Raw genomic sequence first — 15,469 nt, forward strand, 5'->3', positions numbered from 1 at the left:
CCGCGCCCCGCCCCCCGCGCCCCCCCCCGCGGCCCCCCCGGGCCCCCCCGGGGGGGGGGGGCCCCCCCCGCGACCAGCCCCCACCGGCCCGCAGCCGGCGACGAAGAAGCGGAGCTACGGCGAGGGGACGCTCACGCCCGCGCCCGCGAGCTCCGCACGGATCCCACCCGAGGTCACCGACAACCGCCGGAGCCCAAGGTCACCCGGCAACCCGGAGGGCAACGTCGCCGAGAACTCCATCGCCTCCGCCACCTTCGGCTCCCGAGCCTTCTGAAGCCCCCGGAGCAGCGACGGGTCGATACCGGCTGGCTTCAGCAGGGCCGGGTGCTCGACCAGCGCGTCCACCGCCCGGCCCTTCAACATCCGCCCGGGGACGAGCCGTTCACCCGTGGCGTCCTCGAACTCGGCACGGTCCATCCGACCCGTGGCCGGCGCGGCCAGTTGCAGCCCCCCGCCCTTGCCCGGCGTGTACGTGAGGACGTCCGGGACGACGAGCCGCGTGTTCGCCACGGTGAGGGCGACACCCTTACGGCCCTCCCGGCGCACCTGCGCGTCGGCCCGTACGTCGACCTCCGTACCGGCGACCGGGATCCGCCCCCGGGCGAGGACCGAGCCGCGCTCGCGGCCCGGGGCCAGGCGGACCTGGGAGGCCCCGACCTCCCGGGTCAGGTCGTCGAAGTCGAGCAGGATGTCGCCGCGGACCTTCCCGAGGTCCACGCCGTCGACGCCCGTGGGCCAGCCCACGATCCGGATGTCGTCGACGGTGGCCTCGACCCGCGCGATCGACACCGGACCGGCGCCGAGGTCGGGGATCGTGACCTGGACCCGGTCGAGGTCACCGGCCGCGACCTGCGTGAGGAACGGGAAGCCGTCGATCCGCACCTCGGGCGCGGCCTTCAGCTTCAGGGATTTCCGGACCTGTTCCCCCGCGAGGTCCTGGGCGTAGAGCACGGCCCAGCGGTCGGCGACGGCCAGGAACGCGAGGACGACCGCCGCCCCGGCGAGGAGCTTCAGTACGCGTCGCCCTCGGCGGCGAGGCACCGTCTCCGTCTCCGCCTCCGGCTCCGGTTTCTCCTCGGCCCGCCGGGCGTTCGGGATGCGCTTCGTGTCGTCTGAGGTCGGTATCTCGGAAGTCACCGGCCCATGCGATCACGGGCCGCCCGGACGGGTCGAACCCCCTTTTCTCCCCACCGTTCCCTTCACAATCTAGGTACCCTAGCCATTAACCTAGGGCCACTAGGTTAATGGAGCACTCGCGGAAGAACGGGGCGCGGCGATGATGATGGCGCGGGCAGGTCTGACGACGGAGCGGGTGGTGGCGGCCGCCGCCGACCTCGCGGACACCGTCGGCTTCGAGCACCTCACCATCGCGGCGCTGGCCCGCGGCTTCGGCGTGAAGGACGCCAGCCTGTACGCCCATGTCCGCGGCCTCTCCGACCTGAGCACCCGGGTCGCGATCCGGTCCGGGCTCGACCTCTCCGAGCGGATCGCGGACGCCCTCGCGGGCCGCGCGGGCCGTGAGGCGCTGCTCGCCTTCGCGCACGCGTACCGGGGTTTCGCCCTCGCGCACCCGGGCCGGTACGCGGCGACGCAGCTCGAGCTCGACCCCGAGGTCTTCGACGAGCACCCGGCACTGCGCCGCAACCTGACCTGCACCTACGCGCTGTTGCAGGGCTACGGCCTGAGCGAACCGGCGCTGACGGACGCGGGCCGCGTGCTGCGCAGCACGTTCCACGGCTTCGTCACGCTCGAGCTCGCGGGCGGCTTCCGCCACTCCCGGGACGTCGAGGACACGTGGGCCAACGCCCTGGAGGCCCTGCACGTCATGCTCTCCAACTGGCCGGAAGGACAGGACCGTTGATCACCGCAGGCGAGTCGACCACCCCGCACCGCCTCCCCGTACCCGGCGCAACTCTCCACTACGAGATCCGGGGCGCGGGCCCGGCGCTCCTCCTGCTCCCCGGCGCGGGCGGCGACGCGGCCGTCCTGGACCCGGTGGCGGACGCCCTCGCGGACACGTTCACCGTGATCACGCACGACCCGCGCGGCTACTCCCGCAGCGCCCGGGACGCCCCGGACTCCGAGCAGCGGGTGTCCGCGCACGCCGAGGACGCGCGACGCCTGCTCGACGCGGTGTCCCCGGACGCGGCCGCGTACGTGGCCGGGGCCTCCAGCGGCGCGATCGTCACCCTGGACCTGCTGGCCCGGTTCCCCGAGCGGGTCCGCGCGGCGGTGGCGCACGAGCCGCCGTCGTGGAGCGTGCTGCCCGACGCGGCGGAGCATCTGGCCCTGTTCCAGGAGGTGTACGAGACGCTCGAGTCCGAGGGCCTGGCCGCCGCGGGCGAGCGGTTCCTGCGCGGCGTCGGCCCGGTGATGCTGCCCGCGCCGGAGTCCGACGGCGCGCCCTCGCCGCGTACCGCCGAGATGATGCGACGCCTTGCGGCGAACGCGCCGTCGGCGATCCGCCACGAGTTCCGTTCCTTCGCCGCGTACGAGCCGGATCTCGCCGCGCTGTCCCGGCTCGCCGGGCGCCTGACCCTGGCCGTGGGCGAGCGGACCCGCCCCCATCTGCCGAGCCGTCCCGCGACCCTGATCGCCGGGAAACTGGGCCTCACCCCCGCCCTGTACCCCGGCGCGCACAACGGCTGGTCCACCCACCCCGCCCGCACCGCCGGGCTGCTGCGCTCCCACCTCCTGGGAGACACTCGACGACATGCGACGTGCTGACGATGTGGAGACGGTCAGGTCCGCCGAACGCGCGCTGATGGCGCGGCTGCCCGAGGGCGCGCTGATGCAGCGGGCCGCCGCGGGCCTCGCCGCGGCCTGCGCCGAGCTGCTCGGGAAGGTGTACGGCGCCCGTGTCACCGTCCTGGCCGGCTCGGGCGACAACGGCGGCGACGCGCTGTACGCGGGCGCCCGCCTGGCCCGGCGCGGCGCGGGCGTCACCGCGCTGCTGCTCAGCCCGGACCGCGCCCACCCCGGCGGCCTCGCCGCCCTGCGCGCGGCGGGCGGCACCGTACTGGACGCCGAGCACGACACCGCCCCCTCGGCCGCGGCCCGCGCCGACCTCGTGCTCGACGGCATCGTGGGCATCGGCGGCCGCGGCGGCCTGCGCCCCCGCGCGGCCGAGCTGCTGACCCACGTACGGGGCCTCGTCGTGGCCGTGGACCTGCCCAGCGGCGTGGACGCGGACACGGGCGAGGTGCACGGGGACGCGGTGCGGGCCGACGCGACGGTCACCTTCGGCACGTACAAGCCGGGCCTGCTCGTCGACCCGGCACGCGCGTACGCGGGCGCCCTCCGTCTCGTCGACATCGGCCTCGACCTGCCGCCGGACGGCGCCGTCGCGGAGTCCCTGCAGTACGCGGACGTGGCCGCGCTGCTCCCGGAACCGACCGGCGAGAGCGACAAGTACCGGCGCGGTGTCGTCGGCGTCGTCGCCGGTTCGGCCCGCTATCCCGGCGCGGCCGTGCTCGCGGTGGCGGGCGCGCTGCACGGCGGCGCGGGCGCGGTCCGGTACGTCGGCCCGGCCGCCGACGCGGTCCTGGCCCGCTTCCCGGAGACCCTGGTCTCGGCCGGTCCCCCGGCGAAGGCGGGCCGCGTCCAGTCCTGGGTGATCGGCCCCGGCCTCGGTGACGACGCCTCGGGCCTGGCGGACGTCCTCGCCTCGGACGTCCCGGTGCTCATCGACGCGGACGGCCTGCGCCTCGCGGACCGCGCCACGGTGCGCGCCCGCACGGCCCCCACGGTCCTCACCCCGCACGCGGGCGAGGCCGCGGCGCTGCTGGGCGTGGACCGCGCGGAGGTGGAGGCCCGACGCCTCGCCTCCGTACGGCAGTTGGCCGACGCGTACGCCGCGACGGTGCTCCTGAAGGGCTCGACGACCCTGATCGCGACGCCCGCCCCCGGGGCCCCGGTCCGGGTGAACCCCACCGGCACGGCGTGGCTGGCCACGGCCGGCAGCGGCGACGTCCTCTCGGGCCTGGCCGGGTCCCTCCTGGCGGCGGGGCTCACCGCCCTGGACGCGGCCTCGGTCGCCGCCCACCTCCACGGTCTGGCCGCCCGCCACGCGGCCCAGGGCGCGCCTGTCTCCGCCCAGGACGTGGCGATGGCGATCCCCACGGCCTGGCAAGACGTCCGCCAGTAGGGGGCTGCCACGTGCGGCTGTCGCGCGACTGCCGCAGGGTCGTGGCTGGTCGCGCAGTTCCCCGCGCCCCTGAGATGCGCACTTCGTGCTCCATCTCAGGGGCGCTCCTCATCGGGGAAATGTGACGCGAAGCGTCTGCATTTCAGGGGCGCGGGGAACTGCGCGACCAGCCCCCACGCACCCGCAGCCGGAGAACCCGCCTCACCCCTCCGCCACCACCACCGCCGACGCCACCCCAGCGTCATGGCTCAGGGACACATGGAACGACCGCACGCCGAGCTCCGCGGCCCGGGCCGCCACCGTCCCGGTCACCCGCATACGGGGCTGCCCACTGGACTCGACCCAGACCTCCGCATCGGTCCAGTGCAGCCCGGCCGGCGCCCCGAGCGCCTTGGCGATCGCCTCCTTGGCCGCGAACCGCGCGGCCAAGGAGGCCACCCCGCGCCGCTCCCCGCTGGGCAGCAGCAGCTCGTCCGGCAGGAACAACCGCCCGGCCAGCCCCGGCGTCCGCTCCAGCGACGCCGCGAACCGCTCGATCTCGGCCACGTCGATTCCGACCCCGATGATGCTCATGCCGAGCACCCTACGACCGACGGAACCCTGGTCCGCGCCCCGCCGGGTCCGTCATTCCACGGTCACCGACTTCGCCAGGTTGCGCGGCTGGTCGACCTCGTTGCCGCGGGCCGTCGCCAGCTCGCAGGCGAACACCTGGAGCGGCACGGTCGCGACCAGCGGCTGCAGCAGGGTCGGCGTCACCGGGACGCGGACGAGATGGTCGGCGTACGGGACGACGGCCTCGTCGCCCTCCTCGGCGATCACGATGGTGCGGGCGCCGCGGGCCCGGATCTCCTGGATGTTGGAGACGATCTTGTCGTGAAGCACGGAGCGCCCGCGCGGGGACGGGACGACCACGACCACCGGGAGGCCGGGCTCGATCAGCGCGATCGGCCCGTGCTTGAGCTCGCCCGCCGCGAAGCCCTCCGCGTGCATGTACGCCAGCTCCTTGAGCTTGAGCGCGCCCTCCAGGGCCACCGGATAGCCGACGTGCCGGCCCAGGAACAGCACGGTGTCGTGCGCGGCCAGCGACCGCGCCAGCTCCCGTACGGGCTCCATCGTCTCCAGGACCCGTTCGACCTCCTCGCCGATCCGCGCGAGGTCCCGTACGACGGCGAGGATCTCGTCGGCCCACTTGGTGCCCCGCACCTGCCCCAGGTACAGCGCCACCAGGTAGCAGGCGACGAGCTGTGTGAGGAAGGCCTTCGTGGAGGCGACGGCGACCTCCGGGCCGGCGTGCGTGTAGAGGACCGCGTCGGACTCGCGCGGGATCGTCGACCCGTTGGTGTTGCAGATGGCCAGCACCGTCGCGCCCTGCTCGCGCGCGTGCCGCAGCGCCATCAGCGTGTCCATCGTCTCGCCGGACTGGGAGATCGCGATGACGAGCGAGCGGGCGTCGAGGATCGGGTCCCGGTAGCGGAACTCGCTGGCCAGCTCGACCTCGCACGGGATCCGGGTCCAGTGCTCGATGGCGTACTTGGCGATGAGCCCCGCGTGGAAGGCGGTCCCGCACGCCACGATGACGACCTTGTCGACCATCCGCAGCACCTGCGGCGGGATCCGCAGCTCGTCCAGGGTGAGCTGCCCCTCGGAGCCGATCCGCCCGAGGAGCGTGTCCGCGACGGCCTTCGGCTGCTCGGCGATCTCCTTGAGCATGAAGTAGTCGTAGCCGCCCTTCTCGGCGGCGGAGGCGTCCCAGTCGACGTGGTAGTGCCGCACCTCGGCGGGCAGCCCGTCGAAGCCGGTCACGGTCACCGCGTCCCGCCGCAGCTCGACGACCTGGTCCTGGCCGAGCTCGATCGCGGAGCGGGTGTGCGCGATGAACGCGGAGACGTCCGAGGCGAGGAACGCCTCGCCCTCCCCGACCCCGACCACGAGCGGCGAGTTCCGGCGCGCGCCGACGACCACGTCGGGCTCGTCCGCGTGCGCCGCGACCAGCGTGAACGCGCCTTCGAGGCGCAGGCACACGAGCCGCATCGCCTCGGCGAGGTCCCCGCTCGCCGAGTACTCCTCGGCGAGCAGGTGGGACACGACCTCGGTGTCGGTCTCGGAGGCCAGCGCGTGACCGCGCCCGGCGAGCTCCTCGCGCAGCGCGGCGAAGTTCTCGATGATCCCGTTGTGGACGACGGCGACCCGGCCCGCGTTGTCGAGGTGCGGGTGCGCGTTGGTGTCGGTCGGGCCGCCGTGGGTGGCCCAGCGGGTGTGTCCGATCCCGGTGGCACCGGCCGGCAGCGGCCGGTCCACCAGTTCCTTCTCCAGATTGGCCAGCTTGCCCGCCTTCTTGGCCGCGGCGAGCGACCCGTCGGCGAGCACGGCCACACCGGCGGAGTCGTACCCCCGGTACTCCAGCCTCTTCAGTCCGGCCAGGACCACGTCCAGCGCCGACTGCGACCCTACGTATCCCACGATTCCGCACATAGGGCGCAGCCTAGGGCTGACCCGCGCCCAGGTTCAGTACCCGCCCTCCAGCCGGTCGCGCGCGTCCTCCAGGAGGTCCAGGTACTCGTCCTCCTCCCCGGGCGGCTTGCTCCCTCTGCGGTAGAAGTCCAGACAGTCGTCCAGGTCCTCGCCGATGTCCTCGTCGGGCAGCTCCTGCGCCAGGTCACTGATCACCTGACCTGCCCATGCCGTTCTGGCCGTCTTCCCCACCTCCCCCGTTCGCCGGCCGCGCCGGGCACGGCCTGATCTCTTCCTTCGTCCGAATCCGGGCATGCGAAACACACTCATCGGGCTCCCCTCCCTCCCTGTACGGCGTAGATGGCCCGTACAGGTGTCGGAAACGTACCCGTCAGTTGCGCAACAGGTCCATACCTGTTGAGAACCTGTGACATGTCGGGGAGCGACCGAGCGTGACGGACCCCACCCTCCGATCTCGCCACACAGCCGTAACAATGAACTGTGATCTCTCCGGTCTCCGAGCCCCTGGCTCCACGATCCGCGACTTCCCGGAGCGCCCACCGGCAACGGCCGGAGGCGACTCCCTACGTCGACCTCACCCGCAGTGAATGGAGCGCCCTGCGCGACAAGACGCCGCTGCCTCTGACCGCCGAGGAGCTCGAACGGTTGCGCGGCCTCGGCGACGTGATCGATCTCGACGAGGTCCGCGACATCTACCTGCCGCTCTCCCGGCTGCTGAACCTCTACGTGGGCGCCACCGACGGCCTGCGCGGCGCGCTCAACACGTTCCTCGGCGAGAAGGGCACCCAGTCCGGCACCCCCTTCGTCATAGGGGTCGCCGGCTCGGTCGCCGTCGGCAAGTCCACCGTGGCCCGCCTGCTCCAGGCCCTGCTCTCCCGCTGGCCCGAGCACCCGCGCGTCGAGCGCGTCACCACCGACGGCTTCCTGCTGCCCACCAAGGAGCTGGAGGCGCGCGGCCTGATGGCCAGGAAGGGCTTCCCGGAGTCCTACGACCGCCGCGCCCTGACCCGCTTCGTCGCCGACATCAAGGCGGGCAAGGACGAGGTCACCGCCCCCGTCTACTCCCACCTGATCTACGACATCGTGCCCGGCCAGAAGCTGACCGTGCGCCGCCCCGACATCCTCATCGTCGAGGGCATCAACGTGCTCCAGCCCGCCCTGCCCGGCAAGGACGGCCGCACCCGCGTCGGCCTCGCCGACTACTTCGACTTCAGCGTGTACGTGGACGCGAAGGCCGAGGACATCGAGCGCTGGTACCTCAACCGCTTCCTGAAGCTGCGCGCGACGGCCTTCCAGGACCCGTCCTCGTACTTCCGGAAGTACACGCAGGTGTCGGAGGAGGAGGCGCTCGACTACGCGCGCACGACCTGGCGCACCGTCAACAAGCCCAACCTCCTGGAGAACGTGGCCCCCACCCGCGGCCGCGCCGGTCTCGTCATCCGCAAGGGGTCCGACCACAAGGTGCAGCGCCTGCGGCTCCGCAAACTCTGAGCGGCGGCTACCGTACGCGCATGCTGCATCTGCGCCTGATCACGCCCGCCCGGACGACGGACGACGCGGTGCGTCTCATCGAGGAGACCGTCGGCACCACGCACCTCGTGGTGCTCCCGGGCGCCGCCCGCGACCCGTCGGGCGACGTCGTCATGTGCGACGTCGCCCGTGAGGCCTGCGACGAACTCCTCCTCGGGCTGAGCGGCCTGGGCATCGAGACCGACGGCTCGATCGCCGTCGAGAACATCGACCTGTCCCTGTCGGACCGCGCCGACCGGGCCGAGGACGACGCCCCGGGCGAGGGCGCCGACGCCGTGCTCTGGGCCCATCTCACGGACGCCACCCACGAGGAGTCCACGCTCAGCTGGACCTATCTGGCGTTCCTCACCATCGCCACCATGATCGCGGCGTGCGGCGTCGTCCTCGACAACGCGATCCTGATCGTGGGCGCGATGGCGGTCGGCCCGGAGTTCGGCCCGCTCGCCGGCATCTGCACGGCCCTGGTCCAGCGCGCCCCGCGCCTGGCCCTGCGCTCCCTGACCGCGCTGCTCGTGGGCTTCGCGGTGGCGATGGCGGTGACGGTCGGCTTCGCCCACTTCATGGACGCCGTGAACCTCTTCAGCGAGGCCCAGTTGGAGGCGAAGCGCCCCAACACGGGCTTCATCTACGCCCCCGACTGGTTCTCGTTCGTGGTGGCGGTCCTCGCGGGCGCGGCCGGAGTCCTCTCCCTCACCTCGACGAAGTCGGGCGCGATGGTCGGCGTGGCGATCTCCGTGACGACGGTCCCGGCGGCGGCGAACGCGGCGGTGGCCCTCGGCTACCGCGACGTGGACCAGACCTGGGGCTCCACGGAACAACTCCTCCTGAACCTCCTGGGCATCATCCTGGCGGGCACCACAACCCTGCTCCTCCAGAAGTGGTTCTGGGCCAAGAAGAAGCGCCCCTGAAAGGGCACACGAAGTGTGCATTTCAGGGGCGCGGGGAACTGCGCGACCAGCCACGACGGCGCGTGAGCCGGCCGCGCAGATCAACCAGGCAGACGCCTAACCGAGCGCCGACTTGACGGCGTCGGCCAACCGCCCGGCAACCGACCGAGCCTGCTCGATATCGGCGGCCTCGACCATGACCCGAACCAACGGCTCCGTCCCGGAGGGCCGGAGCAGCACCCGCCCCGTGCTGCCCAACTCACCCTCCGCATCAGACACCGCCGAAGCCAGCGCAGCAGACGTGCCGACCCGCGACTTGTCCACGTCCGGCACATTGATGAGCACCTGAGGCAGCCGCTCCATGACGGAGGCGAGCTCCTGGAGGCTACGCCCCGTCTGCGCGACCCGCGCGGCCAGCAGCAGCCCCGTCAGCGTCCCGTCACCGGTCGTCGCGTGGTCGAGCGCGATGACGTGCCCGGACTGCTCGCCGCCCAGCGCGAACCCGTGCTCCTTCATGTTCTCCAGCACGTACCGGTCGCCGACGGCGGTCTGCACGAGGGTGATGCCCTCGCGCTCCATGGCCAGCTTCAGCCCGAGGTTGGACATGACGGTCGCGACCAGCGTGTCCTGGCGCAGCACACCGCGCTCGCGCAGGGCGATCGCGAGGACGGCCATGATCTGGTCGCCGTCGACCTCGGAACCGGTGTGGTCCACGGCGAGGCAGCGGTCCGCGTCCCCGTCGTGGGCGATGCCGAAGTGCGCGCCGTGCTCGATGACGGCGGCCTTCAGCAGGTCCAGGTGCGTGGAGCCGCACCCGTCGTTGATGTTCAGCCCGTCCGGCTCGGCGCCGATCGTGACGATCTCGGCGCCGGCCCGGGTGAACGCCTCCGGGGAGACCCGCGCGGCGGCACCGTGCGCCTCGTCGAGGACGATCTTCAGGCCCTCGAGCCGGTTCGGCAGGACGCCGACGAGGTGGGCGACGTACTGGTCGAGGCCCTCGTCGTAGGACTTCACGCGGCCGACGCCGGCACCGGTGGGCCGGTCCCAGGGTGCGCCGGTGCGGTGCTCCTCGTAGACGGACTCGATGCGGTCCTCGAGGGCGTCGTCCAGCTTGTGGCCGCCGCGGGCGAGGAACTTGATCCCGTTGTCCGGCATCGCGTTGTGGCTCGCGGAGAGCATCACGCCGAGGTCGGCTCCCAGCGCACCGGTGAGGTACGCCACCGCGGGGGTGGGCAGCACACCGACGCGCAGGACGTCGACGCCCGCGCTGGCCAGGCCGGCGACGACCGCGGCCTCCAGGAACTCGCCCGAGGCCCGCGGATCACGGCCGACGACCGCGACCGGACGGTGCCCCGCGAACGAACCCGCCTCGCCGAGCACGTGCGCGGCGGCGACCGAGAGGCCGAGCGCCAGCTCGGCCGTCAGATCCGCGTTGGCGACACCGCGCACGCCGTCCGTGCCGAAGAGTCGTCCCACTTGGTGTCCTCCACAACTTCGTCGTCCATAAGCCGAACGCCCCGGCGGCACGGAAGGTGCCGCCGGGGCGAACGGGAAAAACAAGCAGGCAGCGCGAGATTTAGCGCTTGCTGTACTGCGGGGCCTTGCGGGCCTTCTTGAGACCGGCCTTCTTGCGCTCGACCGCACGGTCGTCACGCTTGAGGTAACCGGCCTTCTTCAGCGCCGGGCGGTTGTTCTCGACGTCGGCCTCGTTCAGCGCGCGGGCCACGCCGAGGCGCAGGGCGCCGGCCTGACCGGAGACACCGCCACCCGCGATGCGGGCGATGACGTCGTAGCGGCCGTCGAGCTCGAGCACCTTGAAGGGCTCGTTGACTTCCTGCTGGTGGACCTTGTTCGGGAAGTAGTCCTCGAGCGTGCGCCCGTTGACCTTCCACTTGCCGGTGCCGGGCACGATGCGAACGCGCGCGATGGCGTTCTTGCGGCGGCCCAGGCCGGCGGCCGGCTGCGGGTCACCGAAGCGGGCCGGGTTGGACTCCGAGGTGTACTCGCCCTCGACGGGCGCGTCCGACTCGGTGGTGTAGCTCTCGACGTCGACGATCTCGGTCTCTTCGACCGGCGTCTCGGCAGTGGTCTCGGCCACGATTCTCCTCAGATTCTTTTCTGTCTTAGGGGGTGTGGCCGGAACTACTGCGCGACCTGGGTGATCTCGAACGGCACCGGCTGCTGGGCAGCGTGGGGGTGCTGGTCGCCCGAGTAGACCTTCAGCTTCGAGAGCATCTGACGGCCGAGCGTGTTCTTCGGAAGCATGCCCTTGATGGCCTTCTCGACGGCCTTCTCGGGGTTCTTCTCGAGGAGCTCGTCGTAGCGCACCGAACGCAGACCACCCGGGTAGCCGGAGTGGCGGTACGCCATCTTCTGGGTCTTCTTGTTGCCGGACAGGTGAACCTTGTCGGCGTTGACGATGACGACGAAGTCGCCCATGTCCATGTGCGGAGCATAGGTCGGCTTGTGCTTGCCACGCAGGAGGGTCGCGGCAGTGGTGGCCAGACGGCCCAGGACGACGTCCTGAGCGTCAATGACGAGCCACTGGCGGGACACATCGCCGGGCTTAGGGCTGAACGTACGCACTTTGCAGCCTTCTTCTTCAGTGGATGGGTGCTGAACATGGCATCACTGAAGCGATCGTGCAGCTGGGGACGACAGTGCCGGGTTCAGCGCCCGTATGCCGCCCACTGGTAACTGCTCCAGGGAACCCGTGCACCGGCCTCTCACACGAGAATGAGCACGCCGATACACATAACGACTAGGCAGAATACCCGCGCCGCCCCGGACGGGTCAAAACGGGGTCGTCGTCCCTCGCGCCGGGGACCGTGGGCGCTCCCGCCTCACCGGCAGCCTCCGGGGCGAGCGGGGCCCGGCGCGCACCGCGGAGCCCGACGGTCAGCACCAGCCCGCACAGGGTCGCGCAGTCCAGGAACGCCCGGCGCGTCCCGGTGTCCAGCCAGGGCCAGGCGAGCCCCGGCACCTGCGGCAGCAGCACCGCCCAGAACCAGGGGCTCCCCGCCGCGGCGCCCGCCGCCGTCGCCCCGGCGACCAGGAGCGGCACGGCGACCAGCAGATAGTGGTCGTAGGAGGGCCGGGAGACCAGGAACGCGGACAGCATCAGCAGCGTCGCCGTCTCGGAGAGCCGGGCCGGCGTCCGGTCGCCCCTCCCCCAGCGCCGCGTCGCGCACCACACCCCGGTGGCGGCCCCCACGAGCGCGATCCCGCCCGCCAGGGGCGCCGGCAGCCCGAGCCGCGCGAGCACGGCCCCGGGCGAGGCCTCGTAGAGCCGTACGAAGCCGTCGCCGCCGCGCAGCAGGAAGGGCAGGGTGCGGGTGACGAAGCCCGCCGGGTCCGGCATGGCCAGGGCGGCGCCCAGCGAGGCCACGACGGGGACCAGGACCATCGCCGCGAGCCCCTTCCAGCGCCGCGCGAGGACGAAGAGGAGCGCGACCGGGGCGAGCAGCGGCTTCAGCGCCAGGGCCGCCCCGAGCACGAGCCCGGCCGCGAGCCAGCGCTCCCATACGGCGAGCAGCAGGGCGCAGGGCAGCGCCACCGCGGCGGTCACGGTCCAGTTCCCGAGGGTGACGAGGTGGGCGAAGGGCGCGAACCCGAGCGCGAGCGCGAGCAGCCCGCCCACGGCGAACCGGCTCCGCCACGGCACCCCGTACAGCCGCAGCGCCGCCGCCCACGCCCCGGCGAGCCCGCAGGTCACCAGCGCGGGCACACAGGCCCGCAGCACCCCGACCGGCACGAGCGCCTGCGGCACGGCGGCGAGCACGGCGCTCGGGAAGTACAGGAAGTGCGGATCCGCGTACGGAGACCCTCCGTCCAGCCACACCCGCGCGGCCTGCACGACGATCCCGTTGTCCATTCCGCCGGCGACACTGCGCAGGGAGGAGTGCAGGGGAACGGCGACGAGCACGACCCCGAGCACGACCCACCCGAGCCGGGAGGCAGGCCTCAACAAGCAGGACGAAATAGGCGATCTGGCCTGATTCATGGAGCTAACGGTATGTCAAGCTCCCTAGGGGCGCGGGGACCGCTCCCCGTAAGATGCGCCGCATGAGTTTCGGGCAAGGGGGAGCCCCGTGGGGCCCCGAAGACAACGGATCCACCCCGGACTGGGCAGCCCTCGCCGAGGCATCCGAGGCCCGCGCACGCAAACGCCGCTGGCTGATGATCGGCGGCGCCGTCGCGGCGACCCTCGCGGTCGGCTCCCTCGTCGCGTGGGGCATCGTCTCGGCGAACAAGGACAGCGAGGCGGGGAACAAGCCGGCCGAGCAACTGCCCAGTACCGCCGACATCCCCAGCGAGGGCAGGACGCCGGGCCCGTCCTTCGAGGCGACGACCCCGCCGCCCCCGCTCGACCCCGACGACTTCATCGACAGCGCCGACAAGGACCGGGCGCCGCTGAACGAGGACACCCTCTACCCGGGCAAGACCCTGACGATGGGCGGCAACGTCTACACGAAGGGCCCCTCGACCCACACCAAGGACTGCTCCTCGGCCGCGCAGGGCGCCCTGGCCGGCGTACTGAAGAAGAACGACTGCACGCAGATGATCCGCGCCACCTACACCAAGGGCGACACCGCGGTGACGATCGGCGTGGCCGTGTTCGACACGAAGGCGAAGGCCACCAAGGCCGCCTCGGAGTACAAGCTGCGCGGCGCCGTGGTCTCCCTGTCCGGCTCCGGCGTGCCCACCTTCTGCCGCACCACGATCTGCCGCCAGACGTCCAACTCGCACGGCCGGTACATGTACGTCACCAACGGCGGCCTGACCAACGGCAAGGACGCCACGAAGAAGGACACGACGCTGTTCACGCTCGGCGACAACCTGCGCGCGTTCACCTACCAGCAGATCCAGCGGCGCGGCCAGACGCAGGCCTCGGCGGCGGCCACGGCGGGCTGACCGCCCGCCCCCTGACCGCGCGTCAGCAGCAGCCGGAGCCCGGCAGCGTCCGCTTGTTGCGCGCCTCCTTGTTGCGGGCGGCGAGCAACTCGTCGGCCGGGTAACCGACTTCCTCCAGGGTCAGGCCGTGCGGCCGGACCACGTGCACGGCCGAGTCGCGCACCCCGGCGGCGAGCACCTTGCCGGGCCAGTCGCTCGGCCGGTGCCCGTCGCCGACGAACAGCAGGGCGCCGATCAGCGAGCGCACCATGTTGTGGCAGAAGGCGTCGGCCCGCACGGTCGCCGTGACGATCCCGTCGTCCCCGCGCACGAGACTCAGCTCCTGCAGGGTCCGGATCGTCGTGGCGCCCTCACGCTTCTTGCAGTACGCCGCGAAGTCGTGCTCCCCCAGGAGCCGCTCGGCGGCCGCGTTCATCGCGTCGACGTCCAACGGCCAGTCGTGCCACAGGACATGACCCCGCAACAGCGGATCGACACCGCCGGGCAGATCGGTCACGCGGTACGCGTAGCGTCGCCAGATCGCCGAGAAGCGCGCGTTGAACCCGCTCGGCGCCTCGGCCACCGACCAGACCCGTACGTCCTTGGACAGCCGCCCCGCGAGCCGCTTGAGCAGCTTCTCCCGGTGCTCGGCCCACACCTCGTCGGGCAGGTCCACATGGGCCACCTGGCCGCGCGCGTGCACCCCGGCGTCGGTCCGCCCGGCCACCGTCAGCTCGTACGTCCGCTGCGAGCGGGTGACGGTGCGCAGCGCGTCCTCGATCTCCCCCTGCACGGTGCGCCGCCCGCCGGCCTGCTTGGCCCATCCGGAGAAGTCCGTCCCGTCGTACGAGAGATCCAGCCGTACGCGTACGGTTCCGGGAGCTGCCTCATCGGTCACCGGTTCATGCCTCCTGTCGAACTTCCGCCCCGACCGCAACTGACCGGCGCGGCCGGGCGTCCCCCTGCACAGACCAAGATCGACCAGATCGACCAGATCGACCACCTGCTCCAGGGGGAACCATGAACAAGTGGACCACGCGTGCCGCGGCGGCTCTCGCCACCGCCGTCCTCGCCGCCGGCCTGACCGCCTGCACCGGCTCGGGCTCCGACTCCGACGACCGCTCCGGCGCGCATCCGACCCGCGCCGCCGTCTCCGAACCCGAGGCCCGCTGCGTGCAGCAGGCGGTGAACTGGTTCCAGGAACCGCGGGTCACCGTCGACGGCGACTACGACGCCAAGACCCGGGCCGCCGTCGGGCGCTACCAGCACAAGCACCGTCTCGCCGGGGACGGCGAGATGAACGCCGCGACCGGCCGCGCCCTGTTCGACAACGTCAACAAGGTCGTCGACACGCTGCTCGAAGGCCCGAAGGACGGCTCCGAGAAGTACCGCGCCTGGCTCGGCCGCTGCGACAAGGCCGTCCGCCGCTGACGCACGGCCCTAGGTGTTCTGTTCGGGCACGTTGGTGACGCTGCAAGGGGCTTGCATGGGTGAGGGCCTTCTGGGTTCGGTGGTGACTGCGACATCTACCGCCGAGTGC

At 72.3% G+C, this 15,469-nt stretch carries 16 protein-coding genes; 7 read left to right on the forward strand and 9 right to left on the reverse strand.

What is annotated here, in order from left to right; translation table 11 throughout:
* Nucleotides 1-114 precede the first annotated feature (114 nt).
* Entirely contained in the window at nucleotides 115-1,137 is a 1,023-nt protein-coding gene (locus ACIBTU_RS27635) for a DUF2993 domain-containing protein (protein WP_399129173.1), read from the reverse strand.
* A 142-nt stretch (nucleotides 1,138-1,279) separates the two neighbouring features.
* Between ACIBTU_RS27635 and ACIBTU_RS27640 the strand changes: the two genes are divergently transcribed.
* Genes ACIBTU_RS27640 through ACIBTU_RS27650 form a run of 3 tightly spaced genes read left to right on the forward strand, consistent with a single transcriptional unit; the run spans nucleotide 1,280 to nucleotide 4,147 of the window.
* Entirely contained in the window at nucleotides 1,280-1,861 is a 582-nt protein-coding gene (locus ACIBTU_RS27640; RefSeq protein ID WP_399129207.1) for a TetR-like C-terminal domain-containing protein, read from the forward strand.
* Nucleotides 1,858-2,727, forward strand: coding sequence for an alpha/beta fold hydrolase (locus ACIBTU_RS27645; RefSeq protein WP_399129175.1), 870 nt, complete (start codon nucleotides 1,858-1,860; stop codon nucleotides 2,725-2,727). The genes ACIBTU_RS27640 and ACIBTU_RS27645 overlap by 4 nt, the downstream gene beginning before the upstream one ends.
* On the forward strand, nucleotides 2,714-4,147 hold the full coding sequence (locus ACIBTU_RS27650; RefSeq protein WP_399129176.1) for an NAD(P)H-hydrate dehydratase: 1,434 nt from the start codon (nucleotides 2,714-2,716) through the stop codon (nucleotides 4,145-4,147). The genes ACIBTU_RS27645 and ACIBTU_RS27650 overlap by 14 nt, the downstream gene beginning before the upstream one ends.
* Nucleotides 4,148-4,348: 201 nt before the next feature.
* Here ACIBTU_RS27650 and ACIBTU_RS27655 read toward each other — a convergent pair whose 3' ends face one another.
* The 3 genes from ACIBTU_RS27655 to ACIBTU_RS27665 are packed head-to-tail and all read right to left on the reverse strand — an operon-like array spanning nucleotide 4,349 to nucleotide 6,814.
* Nucleotides 4,349-4,720 (reverse strand): holo-ACP synthase, encoded by a 372-nt coding sequence (locus tag ACIBTU_RS27655; protein ID WP_399129177.1) that lies wholly within the window; start codon nucleotides 4,718-4,720, stop codon nucleotides 4,349-4,351.
* Between the two features lie 51 nt (nucleotides 4,721-4,771).
* Nucleotides 4,772-6,619, reverse strand: coding sequence for a glutamine--fructose-6-phosphate transaminase (isomerizing) (gene glmS / locus ACIBTU_RS27660; protein WP_399129178.1), 1,848 nt, complete (start codon nucleotides 6,617-6,619; stop codon nucleotides 4,772-4,774).
* Nucleotides 6,620-6,652: 33 nt separating this feature from the next.
* Complete coding sequence (locus tag ACIBTU_RS27665; RefSeq protein ID WP_399129179.1) at nucleotides 6,653-6,814, reverse strand: hypothetical protein; 162 nt, start codon at nucleotides 6,812-6,814, stop codon at nucleotides 6,653-6,655.
* A 309-nt stretch (nucleotides 6,815-7,123) separates the two neighbouring features.
* Between ACIBTU_RS27665 and coaA the strand changes: the two genes are divergently transcribed.
* Nucleotides 7,124-8,110 (forward strand): type I pantothenate kinase, encoded by a 987-nt coding sequence (gene coaA / locus ACIBTU_RS27670; protein WP_399129208.1) that lies wholly within the window; start codon nucleotides 7,124-7,126, stop codon nucleotides 8,108-8,110.
* 20 nt (nucleotides 8,111-8,130) lie between these two features.
* Nucleotides 8,131-9,057 (forward strand): DUF389 domain-containing protein, encoded by a 927-nt coding sequence (locus ACIBTU_RS27675; RefSeq protein WP_399129180.1) that lies wholly within the window; start codon nucleotides 8,131-8,133, stop codon nucleotides 9,055-9,057.
* Nucleotides 9,058-9,153: 96 nt separating this feature from the next.
* Here ACIBTU_RS27675 and glmM read toward each other — a convergent pair whose 3' ends face one another.
* From glmM to ACIBTU_RS27695, 4 genes are all read right to left on the reverse strand, one after another.
* Entirely contained in the window at nucleotides 9,154-10,512 is a 1,359-nt protein-coding gene (gene glmM / locus ACIBTU_RS27680; protein ID WP_399129181.1) for a phosphoglucosamine mutase, read from the reverse strand.
* 100 nt (nucleotides 10,513-10,612) lie between these two features.
* Nucleotides 10,613-11,134, reverse strand: coding sequence for a 30S ribosomal protein S9 (rpsI, locus tag ACIBTU_RS27685; RefSeq protein ID WP_399129182.1), 522 nt, complete (start codon nucleotides 11,132-11,134; stop codon nucleotides 10,613-10,615).
* 44 nt (nucleotides 11,135-11,178) lie between these two features.
* Nucleotides 11,179-11,622, reverse strand: a complete 444-nt coding sequence (gene rplM, locus ACIBTU_RS27690; protein ID WP_399129183.1) for a 50S ribosomal protein L13 — start codon at nucleotides 11,620-11,622, stop codon at nucleotides 11,179-11,181.
* A gap of 175 nt (nucleotides 11,623-11,797) precedes the next feature.
* Nucleotides 11,798-13,039: a glycosyltransferase family 87 protein gene (locus ACIBTU_RS27695; RefSeq protein WP_399129184.1), complete on the reverse strand. Its 1,242-nt coding sequence runs from the start codon at nucleotides 13,037-13,039 to the stop codon at nucleotides 11,798-11,800.
* A 62-nt stretch (nucleotides 13,040-13,101) separates the two neighbouring features.
* On the opposite strand from ACIBTU_RS27695, the gene ACIBTU_RS27700 reads away from it, so the two are divergent.
* Complete coding sequence (locus tag ACIBTU_RS27700; RefSeq protein WP_399129185.1) at nucleotides 13,102-13,950, forward strand: hypothetical protein; 849 nt, start codon at nucleotides 13,102-13,104, stop codon at nucleotides 13,948-13,950.
* A gap of 22 nt (nucleotides 13,951-13,972) precedes the next feature.
* Here the strand turns inward: ACIBTU_RS27700 and truA are convergent, their stop codons facing one another.
* Entirely contained in the window at nucleotides 13,973-14,827 is an 855-nt protein-coding gene (truA, locus tag ACIBTU_RS27705) for a tRNA pseudouridine(38-40) synthase TruA (protein WP_399129186.1), read from the reverse strand.
* Nucleotides 14,828-14,949: 122 nt separating this feature from the next.
* Here truA and ACIBTU_RS27710 point away from each other — a divergent pair, with 122 nt between their 5' ends.
* Nucleotides 14,950-15,360 carry a peptidoglycan-binding domain-containing protein gene (locus ACIBTU_RS27710; RefSeq protein ID WP_399129187.1) on the forward strand — a complete coding sequence of 137 codons (411 nt, stop codon included), beginning with the start codon at nucleotides 14,950-14,952 and terminating at the stop codon, nucleotides 15,358-15,360.
* Nucleotides 15,361-15,469: the final 109 nt, after the last annotated feature.

Origin of the sequence: Streptomyces sp. NPDC050145 (genome assembly GCF_044460245.1) — a bacterium.
In the GTDB taxonomy this organism is placed as follows: domain Bacteria; phylum Actinomycetota; class Actinomycetes; order Streptomycetales; family Streptomycetaceae; genus Streptomyces.